The sequence below is a fragment of the Myxococcales bacterium genome, assembly GCA_016720545.1.
Taxonomy (GTDB): domain Bacteria; phylum Myxococcota_A; class Polyangia; order Polyangiales; family Polyangiaceae; genus JAAFHV01.
This window is the reverse complement of record JADKKK010000011.1, coordinates 129,089-155,386: the sequence shown is the minus strand read 5'-3', so window position 1 is coordinate 155,386 and position 26,298 is coordinate 129,089. Positions and strand designations below refer to the sequence as shown.

25 protein-coding genes are annotated in these 26,298 nt (G+C 71.1%); 8 read left to right on the top strand and 17 right to left on the bottom strand.

The window, feature by feature from the left end; all coding sequences use genetic code 11:
• Positions 1–83 precede the first annotated feature (83 nt).
• Positions 84–491, top strand: a complete 408-nt coding sequence (gene rpsK, locus IPQ09_20140; GenBank protein MBL0196491.1) for a 30S ribosomal protein S11 — start codon at positions 84–86, stop codon at positions 489–491.
• Between the two features lie 87 nt (positions 492–578).
• Here the strand turns inward: rpsK and IPQ09_20135 are convergent, their stop codons facing one another.
• Entirely contained in the window at positions 579–878 is a 300-nt protein-coding gene (locus IPQ09_20135) for a hypothetical protein (GenBank protein MBL0196490.1), read from the bottom strand.
• A gap of 1 nt (position 879) precedes the next feature.
• Between IPQ09_20135 and IPQ09_20130 the strand changes: the two genes are divergently transcribed.
• Positions 880–1,053 carry a hypothetical protein gene (locus IPQ09_20130; GenBank protein MBL0196489.1) on the top strand — a complete coding sequence of 58 codons (174 nt, stop codon included), beginning with the start codon at positions 880–882 and terminating at the stop codon, positions 1,051–1,053.
• A gap of 140 nt (positions 1,054–1,193) precedes the next feature.
• Here the strand turns inward: IPQ09_20130 and IPQ09_20125 are convergent, their stop codons facing one another.
• The 6 genes from IPQ09_20125 to acnA form a co-directional block, all read right to left on the bottom strand.
• The gene (locus tag IPQ09_20125) at positions 1,194–2,156 is read right to left on the bottom strand and encodes a hypothetical protein (GenBank protein MBL0196488.1); all 963 of its coding nucleotides are present in this window, start codon (positions 2,154–2,156) and stop codon (positions 1,194–1,196) included.
• 9 nt (positions 2,157–2,165) lie between these two features.
• Positions 2,166–3,116 (bottom strand): hypothetical protein, encoded by a 951-nt coding sequence (locus tag IPQ09_20120; protein MBL0196487.1) that lies wholly within the window; start codon positions 3,114–3,116, stop codon positions 2,166–2,168.
• Between the two features lie 76 nt (positions 3,117–3,192).
• Entirely contained in the window at positions 3,193–5,013 is a 1,821-nt protein-coding gene (locus IPQ09_20115) for a serine/threonine protein kinase (GenBank protein MBL0196486.1), read from the bottom strand.
• A 218-nt stretch (positions 5,014–5,231) separates the two neighbouring features.
• A complete protein-coding gene (locus tag IPQ09_20110) occupies positions 5,232–6,296 on the bottom strand; it encodes a DUF3829 domain-containing protein (GenBank protein ID MBL0196485.1) in 1,065 nt (354 codons plus the stop codon).
• A gap of 136 nt (positions 6,297–6,432) precedes the next feature.
• Entirely contained in the window at positions 6,433–6,759 is a 327-nt protein-coding gene (locus IPQ09_20105; GenBank protein ID MBL0196484.1) for an FKBP-type peptidyl-prolyl cis-trans isomerase, read from the bottom strand.
• Positions 6,760–6,863: 104 nt separating this feature from the next.
• Complete coding sequence (gene acnA, locus IPQ09_20100; GenBank protein ID MBL0196483.1) at positions 6,864–9,557, bottom strand: aconitate hydratase AcnA; 2,694 nt, start codon at positions 9,555–9,557, stop codon at positions 6,864–6,866.
• Positions 9,558–9,972: 415 nt separating this feature from the next.
• On the opposite strand from acnA, the gene IPQ09_20095 reads away from it, so the two are divergent.
• On the top strand, positions 9,973–10,374 hold the full coding sequence (locus tag IPQ09_20095) for a c-type cytochrome (protein MBL0196482.1): 402 nt from the start codon (positions 9,973–9,975) through the stop codon (positions 10,372–10,374).
• A 69-nt stretch (positions 10,375–10,443) separates the two neighbouring features.
• Here IPQ09_20095 and IPQ09_20090 read toward each other — a convergent pair whose 3' ends face one another.
• The 3 genes from IPQ09_20090 to IPQ09_20080 all read right to left on the bottom strand — a co-directional run bounded on the left by IPQ09_20090 (position 10,444) and on the right by IPQ09_20080 (position 14,108).
• Positions 10,444–11,487, bottom strand: coding sequence for a D-alanine--D-alanine ligase (locus tag IPQ09_20090; GenBank protein ID MBL0196481.1), 1,044 nt, complete (start codon positions 11,485–11,487; stop codon positions 10,444–10,446).
• The gene (locus IPQ09_20085; protein ID MBL0196480.1) at positions 11,484–11,927 is read right to left on the bottom strand and encodes a dCMP deaminase family protein; all 444 of its coding nucleotides are present in this window, start codon (positions 11,925–11,927) and stop codon (positions 11,484–11,486) included. Before IPQ09_20085 ends, IPQ09_20090 begins: the two co-directional genes overlap by 4 nt.
• A 123-nt stretch (positions 11,928–12,050) precedes the next feature.
• On the bottom strand, positions 12,051–14,108 hold the full coding sequence (locus IPQ09_20080; GenBank protein ID MBL0196479.1) for a sel1 repeat family protein: 2,058 nt from the start codon (positions 14,106–14,108) through the stop codon (positions 12,051–12,053).
• Positions 14,109–14,213: 105 nt separating this feature from the next.
• Here IPQ09_20080 and IPQ09_20075 point away from each other — a divergent pair, with 105 nt between their 5' ends.
• Both IPQ09_20075 and IPQ09_20070 read left to right on the top strand, forming a co-directional pair.
• Complete coding sequence (locus tag IPQ09_20075) at positions 14,214–14,552, top strand: hypothetical protein (protein ID MBL0196478.1); 339 nt, start codon at positions 14,214–14,216, stop codon at positions 14,550–14,552.
• Entirely contained in the window at positions 14,549–14,977 is a 429-nt protein-coding gene (locus IPQ09_20070; GenBank protein MBL0196477.1) for a DUF2809 domain-containing protein, read from the top strand. The genes IPQ09_20075 and IPQ09_20070 overlap by 4 nt, the downstream gene beginning before the upstream one ends.
• Positions 14,978–14,985: 8 nt before the next feature.
• On the opposite strand, the gene IPQ09_20065 is transcribed toward IPQ09_20070, so the two are convergent.
• A complete protein-coding gene (locus IPQ09_20065; protein ID MBL0196476.1) occupies positions 14,986–15,465 on the bottom strand; it encodes a hypothetical protein in 480 nt (159 codons plus the stop codon).
• An 83-nt stretch (positions 15,466–15,548) separates the two neighbouring features.
• On the opposite strand from IPQ09_20065, the gene tal reads away from it, so the two are divergent.
• Positions 15,549–16,520, top strand: a complete 972-nt coding sequence (gene tal, locus IPQ09_20060) for a transaldolase (protein MBL0196475.1) — start codon at positions 15,549–15,551, stop codon at positions 16,518–16,520.
• Positions 16,521–16,947: 427 nt separating this feature from the next.
• Here tal and uraH read toward each other — a convergent pair whose 3' ends face one another.
• From uraH to allB, 3 genes are all read right to left on the bottom strand, one after another.
• Entirely contained in the window at positions 16,948–17,286 is a 339-nt protein-coding gene (gene uraH / locus IPQ09_20055; GenBank protein MBL0196474.1) for a hydroxyisourate hydrolase, read from the bottom strand.
• A gap of 66 nt (positions 17,287–17,352) precedes the next feature.
• A complete protein-coding gene (gene uraD / locus IPQ09_20050) occupies positions 17,353–17,892 on the bottom strand; it encodes a 2-oxo-4-hydroxy-4-carboxy-5-ureidoimidazoline decarboxylase (GenBank protein ID MBL0196473.1) in 540 nt (179 codons plus the stop codon).
• A gap of 4 nt (positions 17,893–17,896) precedes the next feature.
• A complete protein-coding gene (gene allB / locus IPQ09_20045; GenBank protein ID MBL0196472.1) occupies positions 17,897–19,273 on the bottom strand; it encodes an allantoinase AllB in 1,377 nt (458 codons plus the stop codon).
• A 203-nt stretch (positions 19,274–19,476) separates the two neighbouring features.
• Here allB and IPQ09_20040 point away from each other — a divergent pair, with 203 nt between their 5' ends.
• Complete coding sequence (locus IPQ09_20040; GenBank protein ID MBL0196471.1) at positions 19,477–19,971, top strand: DUF4442 domain-containing protein; 495 nt, start codon at positions 19,477–19,479, stop codon at positions 19,969–19,971.
• Between the two features lie 21 nt (positions 19,972–19,992).
• On the opposite strand, the gene IPQ09_20035 is transcribed toward IPQ09_20040, so the two are convergent.
• Both IPQ09_20035 and xdhB read right to left on the bottom strand, forming a co-directional pair.
• Entirely contained in the window at positions 19,993–20,292 is a 300-nt protein-coding gene (locus IPQ09_20035) for a hypothetical protein (protein MBL0196470.1), read from the bottom strand.
• A 177-nt stretch (positions 20,293–20,469) separates the two neighbouring features.
• On the bottom strand, positions 20,470–24,360 hold the full coding sequence (gene xdhB, locus IPQ09_20030; protein ID MBL0196469.1) for a xanthine dehydrogenase molybdopterin binding subunit: 3,891 nt from the start codon (positions 24,358–24,360) through the stop codon (positions 20,470–20,472).
• 103 nt (positions 24,361–24,463) lie between these two features.
• Here xdhB and IPQ09_20025 point away from each other — a divergent pair, with 103 nt between their 5' ends.
• A complete protein-coding gene (locus IPQ09_20025) occupies positions 24,464–25,348 on the top strand; it encodes an extensin family protein (GenBank protein MBL0196468.1) in 885 nt (294 codons plus the stop codon).
• Positions 25,349–25,373: 25 nt separating this feature from the next.
• Here IPQ09_20025 and IPQ09_20020 read toward each other — a convergent pair whose 3' ends face one another.
• Positions 25,374–26,204, bottom strand: coding sequence for an XdhC family protein (locus IPQ09_20020; protein MBL0196467.1), 831 nt, complete (start codon positions 26,202–26,204; stop codon positions 25,374–25,376).
• Positions 26,205–26,298: the final 94 nt, after the last annotated feature.

The following is a 26,298-nucleotide window of genomic DNA, read 5'->3' as shown; positions in this document are numbered from 1 at the left end:
GCCCCGCCTCGCCCAGTTTGCGCCACGCGAAAGCGCCGTGGCGGATGACCTCCTACCAGCATGCGTGTTTTGGAGTAGAGACCATGGCCACGGCGAAGACAGCGGCGAAGGCGAAGCAGCAGACGAAGAAGAAGGCGAAGAAGAACGTCGCGACGGGGATCGCGCACATTCAGTCGACCTTCAACAACACCGTCGTGACCATCACCGACATCAACGGCAACGCCGTGTCGTGGTCGAGCGCAGGCTCGCGCGGCTTCAAGGGCTCGCGCAAGAGCACGCCGTTCGCGGCGCAGCTCGCGGCGGAAGAGGCGGCGCGCAAGGCGATGGACCACGGCATGCGCTCGATCGCGGTGTTCGTGAAGGGGCCCGGCGCCGGCCGCGAGAGCGCGCTCCGCGCTCTGCAGACCGCGGGCTTCAAGGTCACGCTGATCCGCGACGTGACGCCAGTGCCGCACAACGGTTGCCGGCCGCCGAAGCGCCGCCGCGTGTAACGGGCGAGCGTGAACGCCTCGCGCGCCGGGCCAAGGGCTCGGCGCGCGATCCCATTTTGTGCCTCGAGCGCGCGACGGGCGGGTCGATCAGCGCGACGGGAACTTGATCGGAAAGGTCAGACTTTTCCCCACGCAGCGCTTGCCCCCAGGGAAGGGGGTCGTCGCGATGACGTGGGTCATGCAGGTGGCGACGGCCTTGGGTAGCGTGATGTCCTCGGTCTTCACGGTGCGCTTGCCGCGCGCGTCGAACGTGAGGAGGATCTTGATCGTACCCTCGAGGTTGGGGTCCTCCTTCTTGCCCTCGCGGTAGCACGCGCGCAGCTTCGGGTGCGTCTCGTGCTCGAAGGCGGTGGCCTCGGGGGTGCAGCCGCTGGGATCGTCCATCACGATGGCGCCGCCCGCAGGCGCGCTCGGGGGCGGCGTGGACGTCGTCGGGGCCGCCGTGGGTTCGCTGCTCGACGGGCTCGCGCTGGCGAGCGGCGCCGCCGAGGCGGCGGAGGGCGCGGGCCGCGGGGTGTCCGCGGAGCTGGCGGACGGGGCGGGCGTGGTCACGGGGGCCTGAGGGCTTCCGCAAGCCGTCGAAGTGAGGCAAGCGAGCAGGCATGCGAGCAGAGGGGACAGGCGCGACGGCGTCATGAGCCGACCATCGCACACGGAGCGCGCGGCGAAAACCCCGTCGCCGTCCCTGGCGCCAGCCTCGCTCTACAGCGGGGGCGTCTCAGGGGCGACCGTCGTGGAGCCTGCCCCGTAGAACACCTCCGCCGCGTCCGGACCGGCGTCGACCCGCTTCACGAGCGTGGTCGCCGCGTTGGTGGGGCTCACCTTCAGGATTTCGCCCGGCGTGGTGAACGCGAAGATGCTCCCGCCCCAGTAGCCGAGCCCGTAGAGCTGTTGGTAGCCGCCGGTCGTGCCCACGATCGCGAGGCGCCGGCCGGTCTTTGGATCGAAGCGAATGAACGTGTCGCCCGCGTCGGGGGCGCCCGCGAAGTCGGGTGTTGCCGTGAGGAACATCCCGTTCTTGCCCGCGAAGACGAGATCGCCGCTCGCGTAGTACGGGTTCGCCACGCCCGGCGGGTTCAGCTCGCCGATGGTGGTGACGGCTCCTGTTCGAAGGTCGAGGCGCAGATAGAGATTATCGTCGAACCCCACGAGCGCGTCGTTCGCGGGATCGAGCGAGCCGCGCGGCACGAACGCGATGAGCACGGGGTACTCGTAGCCGGTGCCCTTGCGGATGACGCTGCACGCGCCGGAGAGGGGATCCACCTTCAGGAAGCGGTCCTTTCGGGTGACGCCGTACACGTTGTTGTCGCGGTCGACGGCGATGTCGATCACGAAGTCGTCGTCAGGCAGGCAGGTATATTTGCCAATGTTCTTGAGGGTTTTAGAGTACGGCTCGTACACCTGCAGCGAGACGCCCGTCTGCACGTAGATGGTGCCCGTGGGGCCGCCGCTGTCCGGCGGGGGAGGCAGCGCCGTGTCGGGCGGATCCGGCAGCTTGACGTCGCGCTTGGCGGCGTCCTCGTCGGTGAGCACGAGGGGCGGCGGCCCGTTCGGCTTCGTGTCGCTCGAGCAAGCCGCGAACGCTGCGAGCGCGGCCAGCGGCGCGGCGAACGCGGAGACGGCGACCCCGAACACCTGCACACGAGACCTCGCGCTCGCCCTCATGCGGCTCCTTCACCGGACCGGCGCGACGGTCGTCGAGCCGGCCCCGTAGAACACACCCTGGTTGGATCGGGCGCCGCCCGCGTCGACGGGGACGACCGTCGTGACGCCGGTGGCGGGATCGATCGCCAAGGCCTCGCCGGCCGCCGTGAACCCGTAGGCGGTGCCGGCCCAGTACCCCATGCCGTAAATGGCGCTCTTCCGGGTGCTCGACGCGGCCACGGCCAGTCGAGCGCCGGTCTTCGGGTCGAAGCGCACGAGCACGTCGCCGCCGTCTTGGACGACGCCGTTGCGGAGCGTCTTGGCGCTGAGGTAGGTGCGGTCCTGCGCGACCGAGACGATGTCACCCGACGACTCGTACACGGTCGAGGCGTCTGGGGGGTTCAGCTTGCCGATCACCGTGATTTTGCCGGTGCTCACGTCGATCCGCACGTACTCGTCGTCGAAGTATCCGACGAGCGCGTCGTTCGCGGGGTCTAGGGTGCCGCGCGGCACGAACGAGAGCGAGTTCGGGTAGCCCGAGACGTCGGAGGACGTCGCGATCTGGGTGCAGCTCGCGGTGAGGGGGTCGATCTTGATGAAGCGATCGTCGAGCGTCGTGCCGTAGATTTCGCCGTCGCGGTTCACCGCGATGTCGCCGACCTCGTCGTAGAACGCGTCGGTCGTCAGGCAGCTGAAGTTGCCGATCGTTTTGAACGACCTGCCCACCGGGTCGAACAGGAACAGGGTGCGCCCGGTGTGCACGTAGATCGTGCCTCGCGCGGGGCCCGCGTCGGTGATGAGGGGCGGCGCGGCGTCGAGCTCCACGGGGGGCGGTGCGCTGTCGCGGCGCGCGGCGTCCTCCTCGGAGAGCACAAGCGGTGGGGGCTTCGTCGTCGTGTCCCCCGTGGAGCAAGCGACGAAGGCCGCCGGCGCGGCAGCCGCGACCAGCGAAGACCACAAGAATGCGAAGCGAAATCGCATGGCGTTACATTACCCTAGGGCCACCCGTCGCGCACGCGAGCGCTTCCGGCGGGGCCGCGACGACGCGCGACGCAAGTCATTGAGGCACGAGCGTGAGCTGCACGTCGGCGGTCGAGGTGGAGTCCACGCGCCCGATGTTGCGGTTCGCGAGGGCCCCCTGGAAGCAGCCCGGGAGTCCGGTAAGCGCCCGCGTGGCCGGCGTCGGCACCGCCGCGGCGTAGAGGATGTTGCCCTTCTCGTCGATCGACAGCGCGACGGTGAGCGGTCCGCCGGTCGCCTTGTTCGCCGCCTTCAGCGCGTTCCGGTAGCACCCCGACAGGCTCGGCAGAGCGCGCGTCATGAACGCGACCACGAGCGGTTGAACGGTCGCGCCCGCCGACACGCTCCCGAGTCGCACGAACGCGTGGTCGGTGTTGATGGGTGCCTCAGGCACCTCGGGGGGGGGCGCGGAGGCGCTCGCGCGCGGGGCCCCGCTGGGGGCCGAGGCGGGCGGCGCGGGCGGCGCCGAAGGGAGGGAGGCCACGTGGCTGGGCGTCGGCCTCGTAGGGCCGGTCGTCGGCCCCGGTCCGGTCGTCGGCCCGGGCCCCGAGGGCGCGGTGGACCCGGTGGGCGCGGTGGCCGCGTGCGGGGTCGTGGGCGCGCTCGGCGGCGTGGCGACGGAGGTGAGCGGCGCCGACACCGTACCGGGCGTCGAGGTCGACCCTGCCGTGACAGGCGTCGGGCCCTGACCAAGCAGCTTGGGCACCACGAACAACGCGCTGCCCAGCAGCAGGCCCCCGAAGAGCACGAGCAAGAGCACCAGCGCGCTGCTCCGCGACCTGCGCTTGGGGAGAGGCGCTTCGGTCGGGGGGACGACGTGGCCCGCGTGGACCGTCGCGCGTGTGCCCAGGTCGGAGTCGGCGGTGTGCGCGGCGGGGAGGGCGCCGGACGCGGCGGGGAGCGCGCCGGACGAGAGCGCACGGGACGAGTCGGTGGCCGCGCGGACGAGCGGCAGCGACTGCGAGGGATCGACGATGCCGAGCAGCGCGGCGCGCATCTCCGCCGCCGACTGGAAGCGGTCTTCGGGCCGCTTCTCGAGCGCTCGCAGACAGATCTGCTCGAGGCGCGGGTCGACCTCCGGGCGGAGGGACGAGGGCTTCGGGGGCGCATCGGTGACCTGCTTGACGACGATCCCGAGCGGCGAGTCGCCAGTGAAGGGGACGCGGCCGGTGAGCATCTGGAAGAGCACGATGCCCATCGAGTAGAGGTCGCTGCGCGCGTCGAGCGGCTCACCTCGCGACTGCTCCGGCGACATGTACTCCGGCGTGCCCATGAGCGTGCCCGTGCCGGTGAGCGCGCGGCCGGGCTCGGTCTGCGCGCCCTCGCGCTCGGTGATCTTGGCGATGCCAAAATCGCAGACCTTGACCACCTCGCGGAGCTCGGCGCCGTCGTCGTCGTGGGTCTCCACGACCATGATGTTCTCGGGTTTGATGTCGCGGTGGATGATCCCGAGCCGATGCGCCGCCTTCATGGCCGAGAGCGCCTGCCCGAGGAGCGACACGATCCGCTCGTCGGGGAGGGGGTGCTCCGCCTTGATGAGCTGGAACAGGTCCATCCCGTCGAGGAACTCCATCGCGATGTACGCGAGGCCCGACGCCTCCGTCCCGAAGTCGAGCACGCGCACCGTGTTCGGGTGATCGAGCAGGCTCGCGGCCTTGGCTTCGCGCTGAAACCGCATCGCGAAGGTCGCGTCGGAGAGATCGCTCCGCATCACCTTGAGCGCGACGGTTCGCCCCAAATCGACGTGGGTGGCCCGGTACACCTCGCCCATCGCGCCGCCGCCAACGTAGGCGTCGACCAGGAACTTGCCCCCGATCGTCTGCCCGACGAGCGAGCCGGAGTCGAGCGCGGCGGTCATCGCCCGCCCACCGGACGAGGTGCCTTGTCTTTGCGAAGCACGAGGCTCCTAGCTGACGTAGAGGCGGGGCTCATGACGGCGTTCCGAGGGCGCGTACGAACAGCGCTCGGCCATGTTCCCAGGCGTCGCGCCATGTGTCCACTCGCCGCCAGCGACGGGGACCAGGAGACGCGAGGGGGTCGGGCAGGGTCACGAGCGTCGACGCGTCCGAGGCGACCTCAGAAGGGGAACGAGTTGCTGTTCGAGGTGACGATGAACGCGTCGTATTTGTCGCCGAAGTCGCGGCGGCCGCTGTCCTTGCAGCGCGGCAGCTTGTCGAGGTCGACCTTGCCGTCCTTGGTCTTGGCGAAGGCCGGCGCGTCACGGAGGCAGCGCCCGTAGTCGCGCGCGCGCCTCACGTATTCCTCGCAGGCGCGCACGAAGTTATCGTACGCCGTGGTGGCGCCGATCTTCGCCTTTTTGGTGTTCATGAGGTCCGACCGGCGGAGGACCCCGTAGTCTTTCAGCGCGGTGAGCGCCTTGTCGAGGTCCTGGAACGAGGCGTCGTAGATGGCGTACGACACCTCGTCGTCCTCGCCGTTCGGATCACCGATCTCCACGAGGTCGCGCGCGATGTTGAGCACGTTGCGGCGGTGGAAGCGAAACTTCTTGCCCTCCTCGCGCTCGATGCGCGCGAGCTGCCGCTGCGAGAGCGGCTTCGTGACCGCCCCGACCGCCTGGTGGATCTCGTGGTCGGCCTTGATGAACTCGTCGAACGCCGCCGTGAGCTGGGCGTGGAGCGCCTTGCCCTGGGCGAACTTGTCGTCGCGGTAGTTCTTCTGATCGTAGTACGTGTACGCGCTGTTCATGATGGGCTCGAGCACCATCACCGACTTCGCGTAGCGCTGGCCTGCCGTCTCGATCCCGGGCTCGGAGGGCAGCATGCCCTTCGCCTTGGTGGCCGCCGCGTTGCATTTCGCCGCGCCGCTCATCTGGTAGAGCCCGTAGACGCGGGTCTCGCGCCCGGTGGGACCGGTCTTCGGCACCCACGACATGTAGCGGCGTCGCGACTGGTACACGCGCGAGGAGATCGCGTTCATGCAGTTGCGGATGTACTCGCCCACCTTGTTGCCGAGGGCCTCGTCTTCCCTGTCCTGCGGCTCCTCGGTGTTCTCCGGGGCGTCCACGATGGCGACCCCCGCGTCGATCGGCGTCTTCTTTTTGAAGAGCTTCTTGCAGCCGGTAACCCCGGGGAGGAGCAGAAGGAGGGCGAGGAGCAGGCCGTGGCGGAGGAAGCGGTTCATGCGAAGGATGAGGCTAACCGTCCGCGCTGAGCCGAGGCAAAGAAAAGAAAGGAGAGGGGCACGGCCGGCCCCTCTCCTTGTTTTCGGCACGTCGGCGCCGTGAGCGCGCCGCTGCGGCCCTCCGAACGCGCCCGCTTCAGCGGACGCCGAGCAGCTCGACCTCGAATACGAGCGTGGCGTTCGCCGGTATGACCGGTGGGAACCCGCGCTCGCCGTACGCCATGCTCGAGGGGATCGTGAGCTTGCGGAGCTCACCGACCTTCATGCCGGCGACGCCCTGGTCCCACCCCTTGATGACCTGCCCGGCGCCGAGCTTGAACACGAAGCCCTCGTTGCGATCGCGCGAGCTGTCGAACTTCTTGCCGTCGGTGAGCGTGCCGACGTAGTGCACCGTCACGGTGTGCCCGGCCTTCGCCTCTGCGCCCGCACCCGGTTTCAGAATCTCTGACTGGAATTCGGTCATGGTCCTTGCTTCGCTTCCACGCGGACGGCGCCGTGAGGGCCGTCCATGTACTCGAGACTATTGATGTAACGCGCTTGTGGCCGCGCCCTTTCCTTTTGGGAGGCTCAGCTGCAGAGCTGCCGCAGCACGAACTGGAGGATCCCGCCGTGCTGGTAGTACTGGATCTCGCCCTCGGTATCGATACGCACGGTCGCCTTGAAGCTCCGCGCGGCGCCGTCCGGGGCGGTGGCCTCCACCTCGATCTCGCGGCCTGCCGCGAAGTTCGACGCGAGGAGCGGGGCGAGGCCCTTCACCGCGAAGACCTCCTCGCCCGTGAGGCCGAGGGACGCGGCGCTCTCGCCCGCGCGGAACTGGAGCGGGAGGATGCCCATGCCGATGAGGTTCGACCGGTGGATGCGCTCGTAGCTCTCCGCCACGACGAAGCGAATGCCGAGGAGCTTCGGGCCCTTGGCGGCCCAGTCGCGCGACGAGCCGGAGCCGTACTCCTTGCCGGCGAGCACGCAGAGCGGCACGCCCTCGGAGGCGTAGCGGACCGAAGCGTCGAAAATGCTCATCCCGTCACCGCTCGGCAGGTGGCGCGTGACGCCGCCCTCCGTGCCGGGGGCGAGCTGGTTGCGCAGGCGCACGTTGGCGAACGTGCCGCGCACCATGACCTCGTGGTTGCCGCGGCGTGAGCCGAGCGAGTTGAAGTCCTTGGGGTCGACGCCGTGCTCGATGAGGTACTTGCCCGCGGGGCTGTCCTTCTTGATCGATCCCGCCGGCGAGATGTGGTCGGTGGTGATGCTGTCACCCAGGACCGCGAGCGCGCGCGCGCCGGTGATGTCGCTCACGGGCGCGGGCGTGCGGGTCATGCCCTCGAAGTAGGGTGGGTGCTTCACGTAGGTGGAGCCCGGCTCCCACGCGTAGAGGTCGCCCTCCGGCACCTCGAGCGAGCGCCAGGCCTCGTCGCCCTTGAAGACGTCGGCGTAGACGGCGGTGAACATCTTCGCGTCGAGCGAGCGCGCCAGCGTGTCGGCGACCTCGCGCTGCGTGGGCCAGATGTCCTTCAGGAACACGTCGGCGCCGTCTGCGCCCTTGCCGAGCGGCTCGGTCGTGAGGTCGATCGTGACGGAGCCCGCGAGCGCGTACGCGACGACGAGCGGGGGCGACGCGAGGTAGTTCGCGCGCACCTCCGCGTGGACGCGGCCCTCGAAGTTGCGGTTGCCGCTGATGACGGCGCCCACCATGAGGTCGTTCTCGTCGATCGCGCGGGAGACCGAGCCCGGGAGCGGCCCGGAGTTGCCGATGCAGGTCGTGCAGCCGTAGCCCGTCACGTGGAAGCGGAGCTGCTCCAGCGGCTCGAGCAGGCCCGCCGACCTGAGGTACTCGGTGACCACGAGCGAGCCCGGCGCGAGGCTGGTCTTGACCCACGGCTTCGTGGTGAGCCCGCGCTCCGCCGCCTTCTTCGCCACGAGGCCCGCGGCGATGAGCACCGACGGGTTCGAGGTGTTCGTGCAGCTCGTGATGGCGGCGATGACGACGCTCCCGTGGGCCACGTCTTTGTCCGCGGGCTCGGAGGGCGCCGCCGCGACGACGCTCTTCTTCTTCGCCGCCGCGGCGCGGTCCTTGTAGACTGCAAGCGCCGCTTCGAACGACGCCTTCACGCCGCCGAGGACGACGCGGTCCTGGGGCCGCGCGGGGCCGGCGAGGCTGGGCTCCACCGAGGCGAGGTCGAAGGGGAGCACGTCGGTGTAGCGGGCCTCGGGCGTGTCCTTCGTGTAGAAGAGGCCGAGCTCCTTCGCGTACGCCTCCACCAGCGCGACCTGCTCGTCGCTGCGGCCGGTGAACCGCAGGAACTTCAGGGTCTCCTCGTCGATGGGGAAGATGCCGCAGGTCGCGCCGTACTCGGGCGCCATGTTCGCGATGGTGGCGCGGTCGGCGAGCGGCAGCTCGGCGAGGCCCGGCCCGAAGAACTCGACGAACTTCCCGACCACGCCGTACTTGCGCAGCATCTGCGTGACGGTGAGCACGAGATCGGTGGCCGTGGCGCCCTCGGTGAGCTTGCCGGTGAGGCGCACGCCGATGACGTGAGGGATGAGCATGCTGACCGGCTGGCCGAGCATCGCCGCCTCGGCCTCGATGCCGCCCACGCCCCAGCCGAGCACGCCGAGGCCGTTGATCATGGTGGTGTGGGAGTCGGTGCCCACGACGGTGTCGGGGTAGGCGACGCCGGCGTCGTTCACCATCACCGCCCGCGCCAGGTACTCGAGGTTGACCTGGTGCACGATGCCGGTGTCGGGCGGGACCGCCTTGAAGTTGCGGAAGCCGATCTGGCCCCACTTGAGGAAGCGGTAGCGCTCTTGGTTGCGCTCGAACTCGACGGCCGCGTTCTTCTCGGCGGCGTCCTTGCTGCCGAAGTGGTCGACCTGCACGGAGTGGTCGATGACGAGCTCGACCGGCTGGAGGGGGTTTATCTTCTTGGGATCGCCGCCGAGCGCCTTCATCGCGTCGCGCATGGCCGCGAGGTCGACGACGGCCGGCACGCCCGTGAAGTCTTGCAGGAGCACGCGGCCCGGCGTGAAGGCGATCTCCTTCGTGGGGGTCGCCTTCGGCTCCCAGGCGGCGAGGGCCTCGATGTCGGCCTTCTTGACGTTCACGCCGTCTTCGGTGCGCAGCAGGTTCTCGAGGAGGATCTTGAGCGAGTAAGGGAGGGTCTTCGCCGCCGGGAACGCGCCCTCGACGGCCGCGAGCCGGTAGACGGTAAACGACTTGGCGCCGACGGAAAGAGCGGCCTCTGCGCCGAAAGAATTCTTGGCCATGACTAGTCCTCGGGGGGTCTCGACTCGGGGGGTCTCGAAGCGCGCGGTCTCGCGGAGCGTTCTGCGAAGCCGCGCGCGGGCTTCTTTAGCAGGCCGCGCGGGTGTCGCATCCCCGTTCTCGACGGACGACTAGCCCAATTTCGCTCGCTCGAGGGCGCCGTTCTGCGTGGGCCGAAAATCCTGCGCGGTCCGCGCCGCGTGGGGTTGCGGGCACCGCCGAACCTTGGGGCGCGTGGGCGGGCGCGCCAAGGGCCGGGGTCGCGAGCCTTGTAGGACCTCGATGTCCAAAATTCAACCGAGGGTGCCTGCGTGCGCTTGGAGTGCGCGCATCGACCGATGTAAGGTGCCGCAAGTCGCCAGGCCGGCGCAGCCGCCCTTGTCTGACCCGAACCGCACCCCACGCTCCGGAGAACCCATGAAGACTAACCTGCTCATCGCGACCGCTCTCCTCTCCGTCGGTGCCTCGCTCGCTGTGATCGGCTGCAGCAAGACCGAGGCGCCCGCCGACAAAGGCTCCTCGGCCGTGAAGGCCGGCCCCGGCGACGAGGAGGCCAAGAAGCTCTTCGAGACGACCTGCTCGCCATGCCACGGCACCACGGGCAAGGGCGACGGCCCGGCGGCCGCCGCGCTCAACCCTAAGCCCCGCGCCTACAGCGACAAGGCCTGGCAGGCGTCGGTCACCGACGAGCAGCTCAAGAAGGTCATCAAGGAGGGCGGCGCCGCGGTCGGCAAGAGCGCGTCGATGCCCCCGCTCCCGCCCGACACGAAGCCCGAAGTGGTCGACGGCCTCGTGAAGATTGTCCGCGGCTTCAAGTGAGCCGGCGCCCGGCCTGATCACGGGGGGCGCGGCGCCGCCTCGCCCCTCCGTCGCGGGTCGACCTCAATGCTATTTAGGTAGTGGTTTCGCGATGTTGCGTGGCCGCGCGCCGCGCGCGTGGGCGCTCCTGACGAGCAGATCGCAGAGCGTGGGGAGGGCGAGCCCGAGCACGCCCGCGGCCTCCGGGTAGAGGCTCGTGGGCGTGAAGCCCGGCAGGGTGTTCACCTCGAGCAGCGTGACCGCGTCGGGATCGTGCGTGTCGCCGACTACGAAGTCGACCCGCGAGAGATCGCGCACCCCGAGCGCGCGGTGCGCGCCCACCGCCACCCGCTGCACTCGCTCGGCGACCGCCGGGGGGAGCGGGGCAGGGCACGCGTGCTGGCTGCGCCCCGGCGCATACCGGGCCTCGTACGTGTAGAAGGCGTCCGCGGGGGCGAGCACCTCGGTGGGCGGCAGCGCCATGGCCGCGCCCGGCCGAGCAGCGAGGGCGAGGACGCCGCTCGCGCGCGCGACGTCGGCGTGGAGATCGAGCACGCCGCACGTCACCTCTCGGCCCTTGGCGAAGTGCTCCACGAGCACGGCCTCGTCGACCTCGAAGGCCGCCTCGATGGCGGCGGCGACGTCGGCCACGGTGGACCCCTCCTCGAGCCGCGCGACGCCAATGGCCGAGCCGTTCGCGGCCGGCTTGACGACCAAGCGCCTGCCGATCTCCGTGAGCGCGCGCTCGGCGAGGGCGCGAGGGGGGGCCTCTCCGCGGGCCGACGCGAGGCCGCGCGCGAGCGGGAGCCCCGCGGCGGCGAACGCAAGCTTGGCCATCGGCTTGCTCATCGCGAGCGCGCTCGCAAGCACGTTGGCGCCCACGTAGGGGAGCGCCAGGAGCTCGAACACTCCCTGGAGACACCCATCCTCTCCGAAGGCGCCGTGGGTGAGCGGGAAGGCGACGTCGAACCGCCCGTCGCGCAGCGCGCTCGGTGCGTCCGCGTCGAGCTCGACGCGCGCCACGCGGTGGCCTGCGCGCTCCAGCGCCGCCGCCACGCCCTCCGCCGAGGCGCGGCTGACGCACGCCTCGCTCGAGGGGCCGCCCTGCACCACCGCGACAGACAGCGCACTCATGCCCCCACCTCTCCGAGCGCCGTGGGCGTCGTGTCTGGGCCAGGGGAGCTTGGGGACAGGTCCACGAGATCGATGCCTAGCGCCTTGGAGAACTCGAAGATCTTCGGATCGCGATAGAACTCGCCGAACACGATCCTCGTGATCCCGGCGTTCGCGACCAGGCGAAAGCAGGCCCAGCACGGCGAGGCGGTCACGTAGAGCGTTGCGCCGTCGATGCGAGAGCCGTTGCGCGCGGCTTGCGCTACCGCGTTGGCCTCCGCATGCACCGTGCGGACGCAGTGGCCGTCTTCCATCAGGTGGCCCTCCTCGTCGCAGTGCGCGAGGCCGCGGATCGATCCGTTGTAGCCAGTCGCGAGGATGCTCCGGTCGCGAACGACCACCGCCCCCACGTGCTTACGGTCGCAGGTGGCCCGGCTGGACACCTCCCGCGCGATGTTCATGAAGTACTCGTCCCAGGTGGCGCGCGCTCTCTCGGTCACGGGAAGCCCATACGGCGCGACGGCGTCGCTGGCAACCGCGCAGGAGGCCCGGGCGCGCGCCCGGGCCCTCCGCGGGCCACGAGGTCACTTCTTGGGCGCGGGCTTCGCGGGAGCCGGCTTGGCGGGGCCCTTGGCCGGGGCGGGCGCCAGGCCAGGCTTCGCGCCGGGCTTCGCGCCGCCGAGGGCCTTGCAGGCCTTCGCGTACTCCTCTTCCTTGCAGAGCTTCTCGAGGATCGTCTTGGCCCTAGCCGCGTCCTTCTTCACGCCGTCGCCGGCCTGGATGGCCAGCGCCGCCTTCATCATGGCGTCGTCGTCTTTCGACGCGAGGAGGGCCTCGTAGCCCTTCGCCTTGTCGACCGGCCCGCCCTTGCCCTCGAGGTACGAGCGCCCGAGGAAGACGCAAGTGTCACCCTTCGCCGTGGGGCAGCGCTCGGCGAGGAGGGCGCGCCCCTTCGGGTCGTTGTCGGCGACGAGCACACGGCCGAGGGTGGCGCAGTTGCCCTCCGAGTGCCCCACGTTGGCGCGGCAGACCTTGTCGAGGAGCCCGCGGCCGCGGATCTTGGCGTTCGCGATGTCGGCGAGGGGCGCCTCGGGCTTGTCGGAGTCGTCGAAGAGCCCGAGCAGGTGGTGCCCGAGATCGTCGCACGCGCGGAGATCGCCCTGGTTGCAGAACGCGGTGAGGAGCTTGTCGGCGAGCGCGGGGTTCTTCGGTACGCCGTACTTGCCGGCGAAGAGGTACTCGCCCATCTCCCGGCAGCCGAGGCTGTCGCCGAGCTTGCACGAGCGCGAGAGCAGCGTGAAGCCGGCGGCCGGGTCCTTCGTCTCGCCCTCTCGCCCGCGGAGCGTGTTGTCGCCGAGCGTGTAGCAGGCGTCGGAGTTGCCGCCGTCGCACGCCTTCGTGTAGGCGGCGTGCGCGGCCGCGAGGTCCTTCGGCTGGCTGCCGGTGCGCGAGGTCCGGTTGTCCGCGTAGCTGTTGCAGGCCGCGAAGACGCCGCCGTCGCAGGCCTTCTTCCAGAGATCGAGCGCGCGGTCCTCGTCCTTCACGTTCTGCGCGTCGGGCACGTCTTTGCCGTAGTTGCGGTACGCGAGGTTCGCGAGGTTGTGGCAGCTCCCGAAGTTCCCGGCGGTGCACTGCGTCTCGCAGTCGGCGGTGTCCTTCGGCGCGCACAGGTGAGAGGCGGGGGCCGCGTTCGCGGCGCTCGCGACGGCGTTGGAGCACTTGCCGGCGATGAGCTTGAACCCCTCGGGGCACGGATCGTCAACCGCCTTTCCTTCTTCCTTCGACGGGGCCGCGGGCTTCGCGGGCGCCTTCGGATCGACCTTCGCCTCGGCCTTCGGAGCCGGCGGCTTGTCGGCGACCGGCACGAGCTCGAAGCGGATCGCCGAGCGGCACTCGCCGGGCGGGGCGTCGGAGCCGGGCTTGGACTCCTCGCAGGACTTCGGGTTGCCGTCCTTCTTCGCGCTGTTCTTGCCGCTCTGGCTGGAACCGCTCGTGCTCGAGCCGAACACCTCGGCGGCCGCGGCGACGCGCCCCTTCGTGGCGGTCTGCACGGCGAACGCCCCGACCGTGGCGGCGCGGATGTAGTGCGTGGCCTCCCCGCACTGGCTCCCCTCGAGGTATTGGCGGCTCACGATCGCCGGCGTCGAGCGCTTGCCGACCAGGACGTACGCGATGTCGAGCGCCGACGCGCGCTCCATCTCGGCGCTGCCCTTCGCGACGGGGGCGAGCGGGAGGTTCGCCTTGATCTCGTCGCGGTTGTCGAGGTGGATGACCTCCTCCTTGCGGCTCACGCCCGCGAACCGGTACTCGCCGGCGATGCGGCAGTCCTTCAGCAGGCGCACGGACTTGCAGTCGTAGTGAACCACCGCGACGCCGCTGTCCATCGCGGCCTCGAAGTCGGCGCGGGCGTTGGCCGAGAGATCGACCGCCAGCGGCTCGGCGTAGGATCCGGGTCGACAGGTGATGATCGCGTCGGCGGTCTCCGCTTGAATAGCGGTCGCGGCGGACGGGGCCTGCGGGCGCACGGCCTCGCCGGCGCCGCCGGGGCCGCACGCGACCACCGGCACGCCGAGCCCAGCGGCGACGAGCGGGAAGAGGGGAAGGACGAAGAGGCGGCCAGAAAGGGGGCGGGGGAAACTCATGGGTGTGAGCAGCGTATCCGGGTTTCGCGCCGCCTTCACTCCCGTTTTTCGGGGCCGCTTGGGCCGCGCGAGGACATTTGGCCCGGGGTGTGCGACGCTTCCTTGATGCGTTTCGTCTTCGCGTTGATTCCGGTGGTCGTCGCCGCCTCCTCGTTCGCTGCGTGCAGCTCCTCCACGCCCACCGCAGACGCGGGCGCTCCCGGGCGCGACGGCGGCCTCGGGAACCTGCCCGACGGGTACGTCGATCCCAACGACCCGGTCGCTCAATGCCAGTCGGTCGGCGGGGCCATCGTTCAGCTGTCGTGCTGCAAGACCGCCTCCGAGTTTCCAGACATGTGCAAGCCGGGCGCCTGCGGCTGCGACCCGGCCGACTCCAAGGAGACGCGGGTCTGCACGTGCCCCGGCGCCGACATCTGCTGGAACGGGAAGCGCTGCACGCGGTGACGCCTGCGCGGCGGGCGCGCCTCTTCGCCGCCGCGGCCGCCTTGGTGACGGTGCCGCTCGGCCTCGGGAGCCGGTGCTACGGGGCGGCGCTCCCGCGCTTCGTCGCGGAGTACGCGGGGGACGCGCTCTACGCGACGCTCGTGTTCTTTCTGCTGCTCTTCGCGGCGCCGCGTGCGCCTCGCGCGCGCCTCGCGGCGGTCGCGTTCGGGCTCTCGGCGCTCGTCGAGCTGAGCCAAGCCTGGCACGTGGCGCCGCTCGACGCCGCGCGCACCACTCGGCTCGGGCGGCTCGTGCTCGGCACGACGTTCGTGTGGTCCGATTTCCCTTGCTACGCCGTGGGCGCGGCCCTCGGTTTCGGCGTGGCGTGGCTCGCGCTCCCGGCGCCGGTGGGGAACACGTCGATCAGCGACCCGCGAGGAGCGTAACGACGCGGCTACCGCGGGAGCGCCGCGGGGACCTGCCGCGCGGCACCGGCGGCAGCGCTCCTGAGGAGCGCCTCGCGGGCCGCGGGCGACGGGCTCCGGGCGCTCCCGCGCAGCACGGCGAGCACGCCGCCCCGCGTCGCGTCCCGCACCACCGCCGAGACGCCGCACCTGTGGTCGTCGCAGTCGAGCACGGCCACCGAGACGATCGCGCGCGCGCCTCGGACTCCGGGCTTCGGCGCTGGGAACGTCTGCGCCCGCAGCGCCGACTCGAACGACGCGCGGAGCACCGGCGCGTCGCTCGGGCTCGCGGAGATCTCGCCGAGGCGTACCGGCACGTCCGTGGTCACGTCAGCGCGCGCGCCACCGGTCGTCACGAGGGTCGCGCCCACGATGAGCGCGAGCGCCACTGCGCCTGCGCGCCCAAAGCTCCCGAACCTCGTGACCCTCGCGAGCTCAACCACCCACGCTCGAGGTGCCGCGTCGTGCATGGCCCGACCGCACCACGCCTCGCGCGAACGGGCCAAGTTCGCGCCTCTTCCCGTCGCGCCCCGTGGAGGTTACCGTGTCGCGCATGGCGAATTTTCTCGAGCAGCTCAAGCAAATGACCGTGGTGGTCGCCGACACGGGCGACTTCAACTCCATCGAGAAGTTTCGCCCGAGAGACGCGACGACGAACCCGTCGCTCATCACCGCCGCGGCCAAGATGCCCGAGTACGCGGCGCTCATCGACGACGCGCTCGCCTTCTGCAAGGCGCACGGCGGCGGCTCGCCCGAGGCGATCGCCACGCGCGCCATCGACCGCTTGGCGGTGGTGTTCGGCCTCAAGATCTTGGGCGTCATCCCCGGCCGCGTGTCGACCGAGGTCGACGCCAGGCTCTCGTTCGACACCGAGAAGACCGTCGAGAAGGCCCGCTTCCTCATTGGCCAGTACGCCGAGGCGGGCGTGGGCAAGGAGCGCGTGCTCATCAAAATCGCCGCCACGTGGGAGGGTATCCGCGCGGCCGAGGTGCTCGAGCGCGAGGGCATCCACTGCAACCTCACGCTGCTCTTCGGCATGCACCAGGCGATCGCCTGCGCCGAGGCGAAGGTGACGCTGATCTCGCCGTTCGTCGGCCGCATCCTCGACTGGCACAAGAAGGCGTCGGGGCGCGCCTCGTACCCGCCCGCGGAGGACCCCGGCGTGCTCAGCGTCACGCGCATCTATGAGTACTACAAGCGTCACGGCCACGCGACCGAGGTCATGGGCGCGAGCTTCCGCAACATGGGCGAGATCACCGAGCTGGCCGGCTGCGATCTGCTCACGATCTCGCCTCAGCTGCTCGGCGAGCTCGAGGCGGCCGAGGGCTCGCTCCCGCGCAAGCTCGACGCCGCGCACGCCAAGACCCTCGACATCCCCGCGGTCGTCATGACCGAGGCCCTCTTCCGCGAGCAGCACGCCCAAGACAAGATGGCCGAGGACAAGCTCGCCGAGGGCATCGCCGGCTTCTCCAAGGCCCTCGTGGAGCTCGAGGGGCTCCTCACGGCGCGCGCCGCGGCGCTGTAGCGCTGACGCGTGTAGAGTGCAGGTTCTCGGTCCAGCGGGGGCATCGGTGCGCGGTGCGCGTGGATAGGGTGGGGCGCGCGGTGCGCGGCGCGGGGCGGGGGCACGGGGGCGGAACGCGCGGGGGCCACCGCGTGGGTGGGGCTTTCGTCCGCGGGCGGGCCCCTCCGAAACTCGGCGTCGTTCCGCGCGGTGTGTGGGGCCGGATGACGGCCTGTGAGGGCGTGGCGCTTGGGAGCGCGCGGGAACGACGACCTCGGACAGTCGGATCCTCCCACCCGCGGCCGAAAGCCCCAGCCACGCTCTGGGCTCGCGCGCGGGGGAGAGGGGAAGAGAGGGAGGAGGGGAAGAGAGGGGAGGAGGGGGAAGAGAGGGGAAGAGAGGGAGGGAGAGGGAGAGGGAGAGGGAGAGGGAGAGGGAGAGCCTCGCTTCAGCTCCCTCGGTACGTGGAATACGCGTACGGACTCACCAGGAGCGGTACGTGGTAGTGCGCCTCCGGATCGCGTATCTGGAAAGACACCGACACCTCGGGGTAGAAGCACTCCAGGCCTTGAAGGTGGTAGTAGGCCGTGGTGTCGAACGTGATGCGGTAAATGCCGACTTCAAGCTGCCCCTCGGGCACGAGGTCGCGAATGCGTCCGTCGGTGTCGGTCATTCCCCCGCCCACGCGGGAGAACACGTCGTTCGCCTTCTTTTCCAGTGAGACGGGCACACCCGCCGCGGGCTTGCCCAGCGAGGTGTCGAGGATGTGGGTCGAGACGGAGCGCATGAAGAGTCCTGTTCTCGCCGCGCGCGGGGCGGCGTGGCGTGAGTCGAGTGGAGCGAGTGGCGTGGGCTATTGGCCGCGGACGAGCTTCTCGAGGCGGAGCTCTGTGATCTTGCGCTGCTCCTCGGCCGCAGCTCGCAGCTCGACCTCCGGCGTGTTCGCCATGCGCGCGAGGGCGATGGCGAGCAGCTCTTCGGCGGTCTTGCCCGTGGCGCACACGATGTAGATGCGACCGAACCGCTCGCGGTAGCGGACGTTCACCTCGGCGAGCGCGAGCCGCGTCGCCTCGGCGGCCTCCGGCACTTGCGCTTGCTCGCCGCTGCTCCACGAGGCCGAGCGCTGGGTCTGCGGTCCCTCGGCCTTCTTGCCGCCGATCTCGGGGTGCGCGCGGAACGCCTCGTCCCAGTCGCCTTCGCCGAGCGCGCCCCACGCAGCCGCGGCCTTCGCCTTCATGGCCTCGAGGCTCGCGAACGGGCGCGCGGCGGCCATCTGGGTGGCGAAGGCGGTCGCGCCGCAGCAGCTGCGGAAGGTGGCCTCCGCGTCGATCGTGGAGAGCGCGTTCACGCGGGCCAGGCCGTCGGCGTCGCGTAACTGTTCTGAATCGTTCATGATGTCAGGACCTCTGGGTGCGCGTGAGCCAGGCGCCGTGGGGGCGCCCGAGCAGCGCGCCTTCTTCGTAGATCGTCTCGCCGCGCAGGAGCGTGCGTACCACGCGGCCGGTGAGCGAGCGCCCCTCGTAGGGTGTGAGCTTGTTCTTGTGCTCGAGCTCGGCGGCGGCCACCGAGAACGCGCCCTCGGGGTCGAAGAAGCACAGATCGGCGTCGCAGCCGACCGCGATGGCGCCCTTCCGACCGGTGAGGCCCACGAGCGCGGCCGGCGCGGCGGACAGCAGGTGCGACACCTGCGCGAGCGAGAACCCGCGCGCCCGCGCCTCGGTCCACACCGCCGCGAGCCCGAGCTGGAGCGACGAGATGCCGCCCCACGCGCGCATGAAGTCGCCCGAGCCCGAGCACTTGAGGTCGACGGTGGACGGCGAGTGATCGGTCACGACCTGATCGAGCACGCCCGAGCGCAGGGCCTCCCACAGCTTGTCGCCGTTCTCGCGCTCGCGCACCGGCGGGCAGCATTTGAAGGCCGTCGCGCCGTCGGGCACGTCCTCGGCGGCGAACGTGAGGTAGTGCGGGCAGGTCTCGGCGGTGAGGGGCACGCCGGACTCCTTGGCGCGAAGCACGAGGGCGAGCGCGTCGGACGAAGAGAGGTGCACGATGTGCGCCCGCGCGCGGGTCTCGCGGCTCACGCGCACGACGAGCTCGACCGCGGCGTCCTCCGCGGTGCGCGGGCGCGAGGCGAGGAACGTGGTGTACGCGCGCGGGTCGAGGCCCGCGATAGCGCGCGCGGCCTCGTCGAGCGGGCCCGGCAGCTCGGCGTGCACGAAGAGCGGCGCGCCGACCTCCGCCAGGATGCGCATGCCCACGCGGAGCTCGGCCTCGTTCACGTGGGAGAACTCTTCGACCCCCGACTCGGCGAGGAAGCACTTGAACGCGAGCACGCCCTCGGCGAAGAGATCTTTCAGCGCGCCGGGGTTCTGCGGCACCACGCCGCCCGTGAGGCCCACGTCGACGTGCGCGCGCCCCTCGAGCGCGCGGGCCTTCGCGTGGAGGGCTTCGAGCGAGATCGTGGACGGCACGCTGTTCAGCGGCATGTCGCACAGCGTGGTGACGCCGCCCTTCGCGGCCGCGCGCGTGGCGGTCTCGAAGCCCTCCCACGACTCGCGCCCGGGGTCGTTGATGTGCACGTGCGTGTCGACCACGCCGGGGAGCACGACGAGCGACCCCGCGTCGAGCCTGGGCGCGCCTGTCGGTACGGCGGCGGGCTCGGTGAGCGCGCGTATCTGGCCGCCGACGATGTGGATCGCGCGGGGGCGGAGCTCGCCGTCGCAGAGGACACGATCACCCACGACGTAGAGCTCGCGCGATTCAGTTACGGTCAAGGCCACCTCACCGGCTGCGTAGTGTCGACGGCCAGGCCGCGCAGGGTCAAGGGTCAAGGGCTGCGAGAACCCCCGCGCCCGCTTCGCGCCTGGCCTCGCGCCGCCTCGCGCCGCCTCGCGCTACGCACGGCTCGATTTCTCGCGCGGAGCGGCTCGAGTTCTGCCAGAACAGCGAGGTGCCTCTCCCGCAGCCTCTCGCCTTCCTGTCGCCTGCCAAGGCGCTCCAGGGAAACCGCAACGCCGTCCGCGATCTCTGGGACCTCGTGTCCAGGGTGCCGGGCGGAAAACGCATCTTCGCGCGTGTCCTCGGGAAGGCTGCACCCTACACGGGAACGATCCCGTTCGACGTCGTGTCGCTCCGCCCGGGGCGATCGGAGCTCACGCTCCGCGACCGGCCCGGCGTTCGCAACCACCTCGACTGCATCCACGCCGTCGCCCTCGTGAACTTCGCGGAGGTGACGGGCAACATCGCGCTCGCCTACGGCCTCCCCGACGACGCGCGGTTCATCGTCTCGGGGCTCTCGATCGAGTACCTGAAGAAGGCGCGCGGCACCCTGCGCGGCACGTGCGAGCTGCCGCCGATCCCTTCGAGCGAGAAGCGCGAGTACGACGTGCCCGTGGTCATGCAGAACGCGGCCGGCGAGACCGTCGCGACGGCCGTGCTCCGCACGCTCGTGGGCCCGAAGAAGCGGCCGTGACGGTGTGCGTCTGCGCGGCCTTCAGTGCGCCGCGATGGCGACGAACACACCGAGCAGGCCCAGCATCGTGGCGCCGAACGACGCGAAGAAGACGTAGGCGAGCGTCGGCGGCTCGTTCCGAACCTTCTTGTTCGCGATGAACTGATTTGCCGTGCCAATGTCCGTGAAGACACCAAAGAAGTAGCGCAGTACGCGCTGCCCCGCGGAGTCCATCCAGCCCGCGTTCGTCGCGAGCCAGCTGCGCATCATCCACCCGGTGAGGCGCGCGGTGATCGCGCCCGCGACGAGGATCACGAAGAAGAAGGTCAAGATTGCGTCCATGGTCGAGCCCTCGCTTTGGGGATCCTACGCGGATTCTGCGCGAAGCTTCCCTGGTGGCGAAGACTTGCGGCTTCCGTCGTCGCCGTCCTTGCCGTGTGCTTGGAGGTCTACGGGGCCCGCTGAGCCTCATGACCTGGCGAGACCTGGATCGCGGGCTACTCGGCGGCGCGCGGCCAGCTATTCGGCGGCGCGCGCGCCGGCCCCCTCGGCCCGCTCCCGCTCGCGCTTCACCGCGTGGAAGAGGGCCTCGTGGGTGGCGGGGCACCCGAGCGCCACGGGGCCCTTCTCGCCCCCGCCGAACGCCGCCACGGCGTCGCGCAGCGCCTCGCGCACCGCGATGGCCAACATGAGCGGCGGCTCGCCCACGGCCTTGCTGCCGTGGATGGTGCCCTTCTGGCCGGCGTCGGGGAGCAGCGTGACGTGAAACTCCACCGGCGCGTCGCCGATCGACGGGATTTGGTAGGTGCTTGCGGAGTGCGCGAGGAGGCGCCCCTTCGCGTCCCACTTGAGCTCCTCGCCGGTGAGCCACCCCATGCCCTGCACGAACGCCCCCTCGACCTGGCCGCGGTCGATCTGGGGGTTCAGGCTGTCGCCCACGTCGTGGAGGATGTCGACCCGCCGCACGAGCTTCATGCCCGAGTAGCCGTCGACCTCCACCTCACACACCGCGGCGCCATAGGCAAAATAGTAAAACGGTTTCCCGCGGCCCTTGGCGCGATCGTAGCCAATCCCCGGAGTGCGGTAGAAGCCCTGCGCGGACAAGTTGACCTGCGCCAGATAGGCCCTCTCGGCCACCTCGCCGAAGGGGACGGCGTGCTCGCGCTGGTCCTCGGCGAACACGAGCCCCTCGGCGAACACCATCGCCGCGGCGGGGACGGGCATCGGGCGGCCGGCGCGCTTCTCGATCATCTGGGCGGCCACCTCGGCGAGGCGCTCGCGGAGGGTGACGCACGCGGCCTTTACCGCCGCGCCGTTCAGGTCGGCGCCGCTCGAAGCCGCCGTGGCCGAGGTGTTCGGAACCTTGTCGGTCTGGGTCTTCATGACGCGCACGCTCTCGGCCGACACGCCGAGCTCGCGCATCGCGACGCCGCGGAGCTTCGTGTAGAGGCCCTGACCCATCTCGGTGCCGCCGTGGTTCACGTGCACCGTGCCGTCGCGGTACACGAGCACGAGCGCGCCGGCCTGGTTCAGGAACGTGGCCGTGAACGAGATCCCGAACTTCACCGGCGTCACCGCGAGGCCGCGCTTCACGCGCGGGCTCTCCGCGTTCCACGCGTCGACCGCGGCGCGCCGGTCGGCGAACCCCGCCGAGCGGAGCAGCTCGGGCCAGATGCGCCCGATGCGGTTGTCGTCGAGGTGCTGGCCGTAGTGGGTGGTGTTGGTCTCGCCCTCCCCTCGGTAGAGGTTGCGCTCGCGCACGACCTCGGGCCGGAGGCCGAGCGTGCGCGCCACGCGGTCGAGGATGTCCTCGATCACCACCATGCCCTGCGGCCCGCCGAAGCCTCGGAACGCGGTGTGCGACACGACGTTGGTCTTGGCGACGCGCCCCGAGAACGCCACGGCCGGGAGGTAATACGCGTTGTCGAGGTGGAAGAGCGCGCGGTCGCAGATCGACTCCGAGAGGTCGAGCGCCCACCCCCCGTCGGAGACGAGGTCGACCACCGCGGCGAGCACGCGGCCGTCGGCGTCGAAGCCCACGCGGAACCTCCCGAGGAACGGGTGCCGCTTGCCCGTCAGCGCCATGTCGACGTCGCGATCGAGCTGCACCCTCACCGGGCGCTGCGTGACCTTCGCGGCGAGCGCGACGAGCGCCGCGAAGCCGTTGCCTTGGGTCTCCTTGCCACCGAACCCGCCGCCCATCCGCGGCGCCCTCACGACGACCTTGCTCCGCGGCAGGTGGAGCACGTGGGACACCACCGCCTGCACCTCCGAGGGGTGCTGGGTCGACGAGGTGACGACCACGTCGCCGTCGTCGCCCCACTCGGCCCACGCCGCGTGCGACTCGAGGTAGAAGTGCTCCTGGCCGCCGATCTCGAGCTCGCCCGCGAGCGCGTGGGGCGCGCTCGCGAGCGCCGCTTGGGCGTCGGCGCGGCGGATCACGTGCGGTGTGTTGTGGAAGCTGTCGGCGGCGATCGCGGCGCGGAGATCGAGCACCGCCGGAAGGGGTTCGTAAACGACGTTGACCTTCTTCGTGGCGAGCTTCGCCGCGTCGCGAGACTCGGCCACCACGAGGGCGACCATGTGCCCGACGAAGCTCACCTCGCCGCCCTCGGGCGCGAGGAGGGTCTCGTCGTGGCGCACCGCGCCCACGTCGTTCATGCCGGGGATGTCGCGCGCCGTGAGCACGGCCACGACCCCAGGGTGGGCCAGGGCCGCCGAGGCGTCGATCGCCACCACCTTCGCGCGCGCGTGCGGTGACGACACGGGCCACACCTCCAGCATGCCGCGGCGCGCGGCCTCGTCGTCGACGTAGAGCGCGGTGCCGGTGACGTGCCCGGTGGCGCTCTCGTGGAGCAGCTCGAAGCTCGACGCCTTGCAGCTCGGCGCCCGCGCAGCGTCGGCGTCCGCCGACCTCGCGAAGGTGAGCACCTCGTCTTGTGCGGCGCTCGACACGCCCGCGTGGAGCTTCTCGAACAGGCTCGCGACGAGCTCGGCGCGGAAGGCCTTCCCCGAACGCACGTCGTCGAGGGGCGTGAACTCCTCCCGCAGCACAGCGGCCACGTCACGCACGGTCTCCGCGTTCCACGGCCTTCCGACGAGCGCGGCGGACGCCTTCGTCGCGAGGACGGGGGTCGCGGCCACGCCACCGTACGCGAGGCGCGCCGAGGTGACGAGCCCGGCCTCGTCGAGCTCGATCGCGAAGCCCGCGGCGACGATGCTGATGTCCATCTCGCGGCGCTTCGACACCTTGAACGAGTCGGCCACCCGGCGGCCGTTGACCCCGGCGCCCGCGGCGGGGCGTGCGGGACGAGGGATGGTCACCGCGCGCACGAGCTCGTCTGGCGCGAGCACGGTCTTGCGGTAGCCCACGAAGAAGCCCTCGAGCGGGAGCGTGCGCTCGCCGCGCGGCGAGGCCAGCGTGATGGTGGCGCCGAGCGCGAGGAGCACGGGCGCCATGTCGCCGATGGGCGAGGCGGTCACGAGGTTCCCGGCGAGGCTCGCGCGGTTGCGCACCTGCCGCGAGGCGAACGCGAGCAGCATCTTCTTCAGCTCGGGCAGCTCGGCGCCGATCGCGTCCTCGAGCTCGGTGAGCGTCGCGGCCCCGCCGACCACGAAGGCCTCGTCTGTGCGCGTCACTCGCCGGAGCTCGGTGACGCCCTCGGTCGAGACCAACATCGCGTAGCGGCGATCGTGCTTGTTCACGTAGACGCCGATCTCGGTCGCGCCGCACACGAGCTCGGCCTCGGGGTGGGCCGCGCGCACCGCCAAGAGCTCGGCGAGCGACGTCGGGCGCAGGAAGCGCTGCGCGTTCGCCTCGTAGTCGAGGGCGGGCGGGTCGACGCTGGCGGTCGAGCCCGCGCCCGCGCCCGCGCTCTTCAGGCGCAGCTGGAAGAGATCGTCACCCGGCGAGGCGGCGCGGTGCGCGCGCGCGGCCACCATCGCGTCGCGGATGGGCCGGTAGCCGGTGCAGCGGCAGAGGTTGCCGTTCAGCTGATCGAGCAGCTGCGCGTCGCTCTGGATGTCGTCGCGGTAGTACGCCTCGAACATCGAGCCGATGAAGCCCGGCGTGCAGTAGCCGCACTGCGAGCCGTAGCGCTCCACCATGGCCGCCTGCACGGGGTGCAGCGCCTCCGGAGTGCCGATGCCCTCCACGGTGACGACCTCGCGGCCCGCGACCATGGGCAGCAGGGTGATGCACGCGTTCACCGCGCGGTACGTGGGCCGCTGCGCGTGATCGCGCTCGACGACGAGCACCGTGCAGGCGCCGCAGTCGCCCTCGGCGCAGCCCTCCTTCGTGCCCGTCTTGCCGGTCGCGCGGACGTACTGGAGCAGCGTGGTGTGGGTCGACTCGCCGGAGACGGTGACGAGCCGCCCGTTGAGGGTGAACGTGAAGGACGACGCGGGCATGAGGCCGACTTTACCCGGAATTTGCGGAGCGCCACGCCGGGATCCGACCGGTGGCGCGCGGGCGGCCCGGGCGAAACGGCCGGCGCCGTTGTAGGATGGCCAGATGCGCTCCTCCTCCCGGCCGCTCTCCGCGGCGACGCTTCCGCTTGTGCTCGCGCTCTCCCTGGGCGTCGCGAGCGCCTGCGGCGGTGAGTCGCCCGCGCCGATCACCACCGAGCCGCCCGCGCCGGCGCCGGCGCCCTCCCCGTCCGCCACCACCGAGCCGCCGCCTCCGGAGGAGGACGCGGCCCCGCCGCCGCCGCCCGCGCCCGCGCTCCCTTGCCTCGAGGACCTCACGAAGCGCGGGTTGCGCTTCGCCAAGGCCACGGCCCGCGGCCTCGTCGACGCCGTGACCGTGCCCGCGCCCATCAACGGCATCATCTTCACCACCGACGCCGCCAGCGACAAGCCCACGACGCAGCCCATGGCCTGCGAGTTCGTGCGCACTCTGTGGGCGTTCGCCGACGTGCTGAAGGCCAAGGGCGTCCGCAAGGTGGGCACCCTCGGCTCGTATTGTTACCGCTGCTGCTGCGCGTGGAGCGAGACCAACTTCTGCCGCGGGCCGAGCGATCCCGAGCCCAACTGCGGCACGAACGGCTACTCGAACCACTCGTTCGGGCGCGCGGTCGACGTGCGATACCTCACGATGGACGACGGCCGGGTGTTCGACATCAACAAAGACGCCGACTTCAAGGCGACCTCGGGTGGCACCTGCACGGGCGCCCGGGCCTCCCAAGTGGGGACGAGCAAGCTCCTTTACGATCTCGTGTGCGAGGTCGCCGAGAAGAAGATCTTCAGCACCATCCTGACTCCCAACTACAACTCGGATCACCGCAACCACTGGCACATGGATACGGGCCAGTCGGGCACCCCCAAGGGGACCACTGTGCGGTCGCTCGAGCCGCTGGGCGTCGACGTGGGCGAGCACCCAGACGCCTGCGGCGAGTAGGCACGACTCGCCGGCCCCGTGCCCCTCAAGGGCGCCCCAGCCCGCGGCGAAACGCGACGAGCTCCGCCGCGATCGACACGGCGATCTCGTCGGGGAGGCGCGCCCCGATGGGCAAGCCGACCGGCATGCGCACGCGCGCCGCGTCGGCCTCCGAGAAGCCGCGGTGGAGCAGGCGCTGGCGCGTGCGCTCGGCCTTCGCGCGGCTCCCGACGCCCCCGATGAACACGAAGTCACGGCGCAGGCCCCACTCGATCGCGCGCTGGTCGGCCTGGTGGTCGTGGGTCATCACGAGGAGCACGCCGCGCGAGGGCACCGCCGCGCCGAGCTCGTCGTACGCGCCCACGAGCGAGGTCACGCCGGCCAGGCGCCCGTCTTCGCCCCACGCGTCGCGCTCGTCGACGACGGTGACCGCGAAGCCGAGCCGCGCGAGCAGCGGCGCGGTCGCCGTGGCCACGTGGCCTCCGCCCACCACGAGGCACGACACGAGCCCCGCGATGGGCTCGAGCAGCACCGACACGCGGCCGCCGCAGCACATCCCGAGCTCGGCGCCGAGGCGGAGCTCGCGGACCTCGGGGCGGGGCGGCGGATCCGAGAGGAAGGTCGCGAGGGCCGCCAGCACCTCGCGCTCCACGGCGCCGCCCCCCACGGTGCCCACCGACGTGCCGTCGTCGCACACGTAGAGCTTCTGCCCAGGGGTGGAGGGCGCCGACCCGTGGCGCTCGAGCACCGTGGCCATCGCCCCGGCCCGGCCCGCGCTGGCGCGGCGGGAGGCTACCTCGAGCACCTTGGCGGCGGTCGCGGCCTCGGGCACGAAGTCGACGCTGCCTCGGCGCGGGGGCTCGGACGGTGGGGCCATCGCACCCCACTACGCGATTCCTGGCGCAGCGCAACGACCGGGCGGTTATCCTGGGGCCGTCGCGGCGGGGTGGCCCCAACGCGGCGGTGGAAGG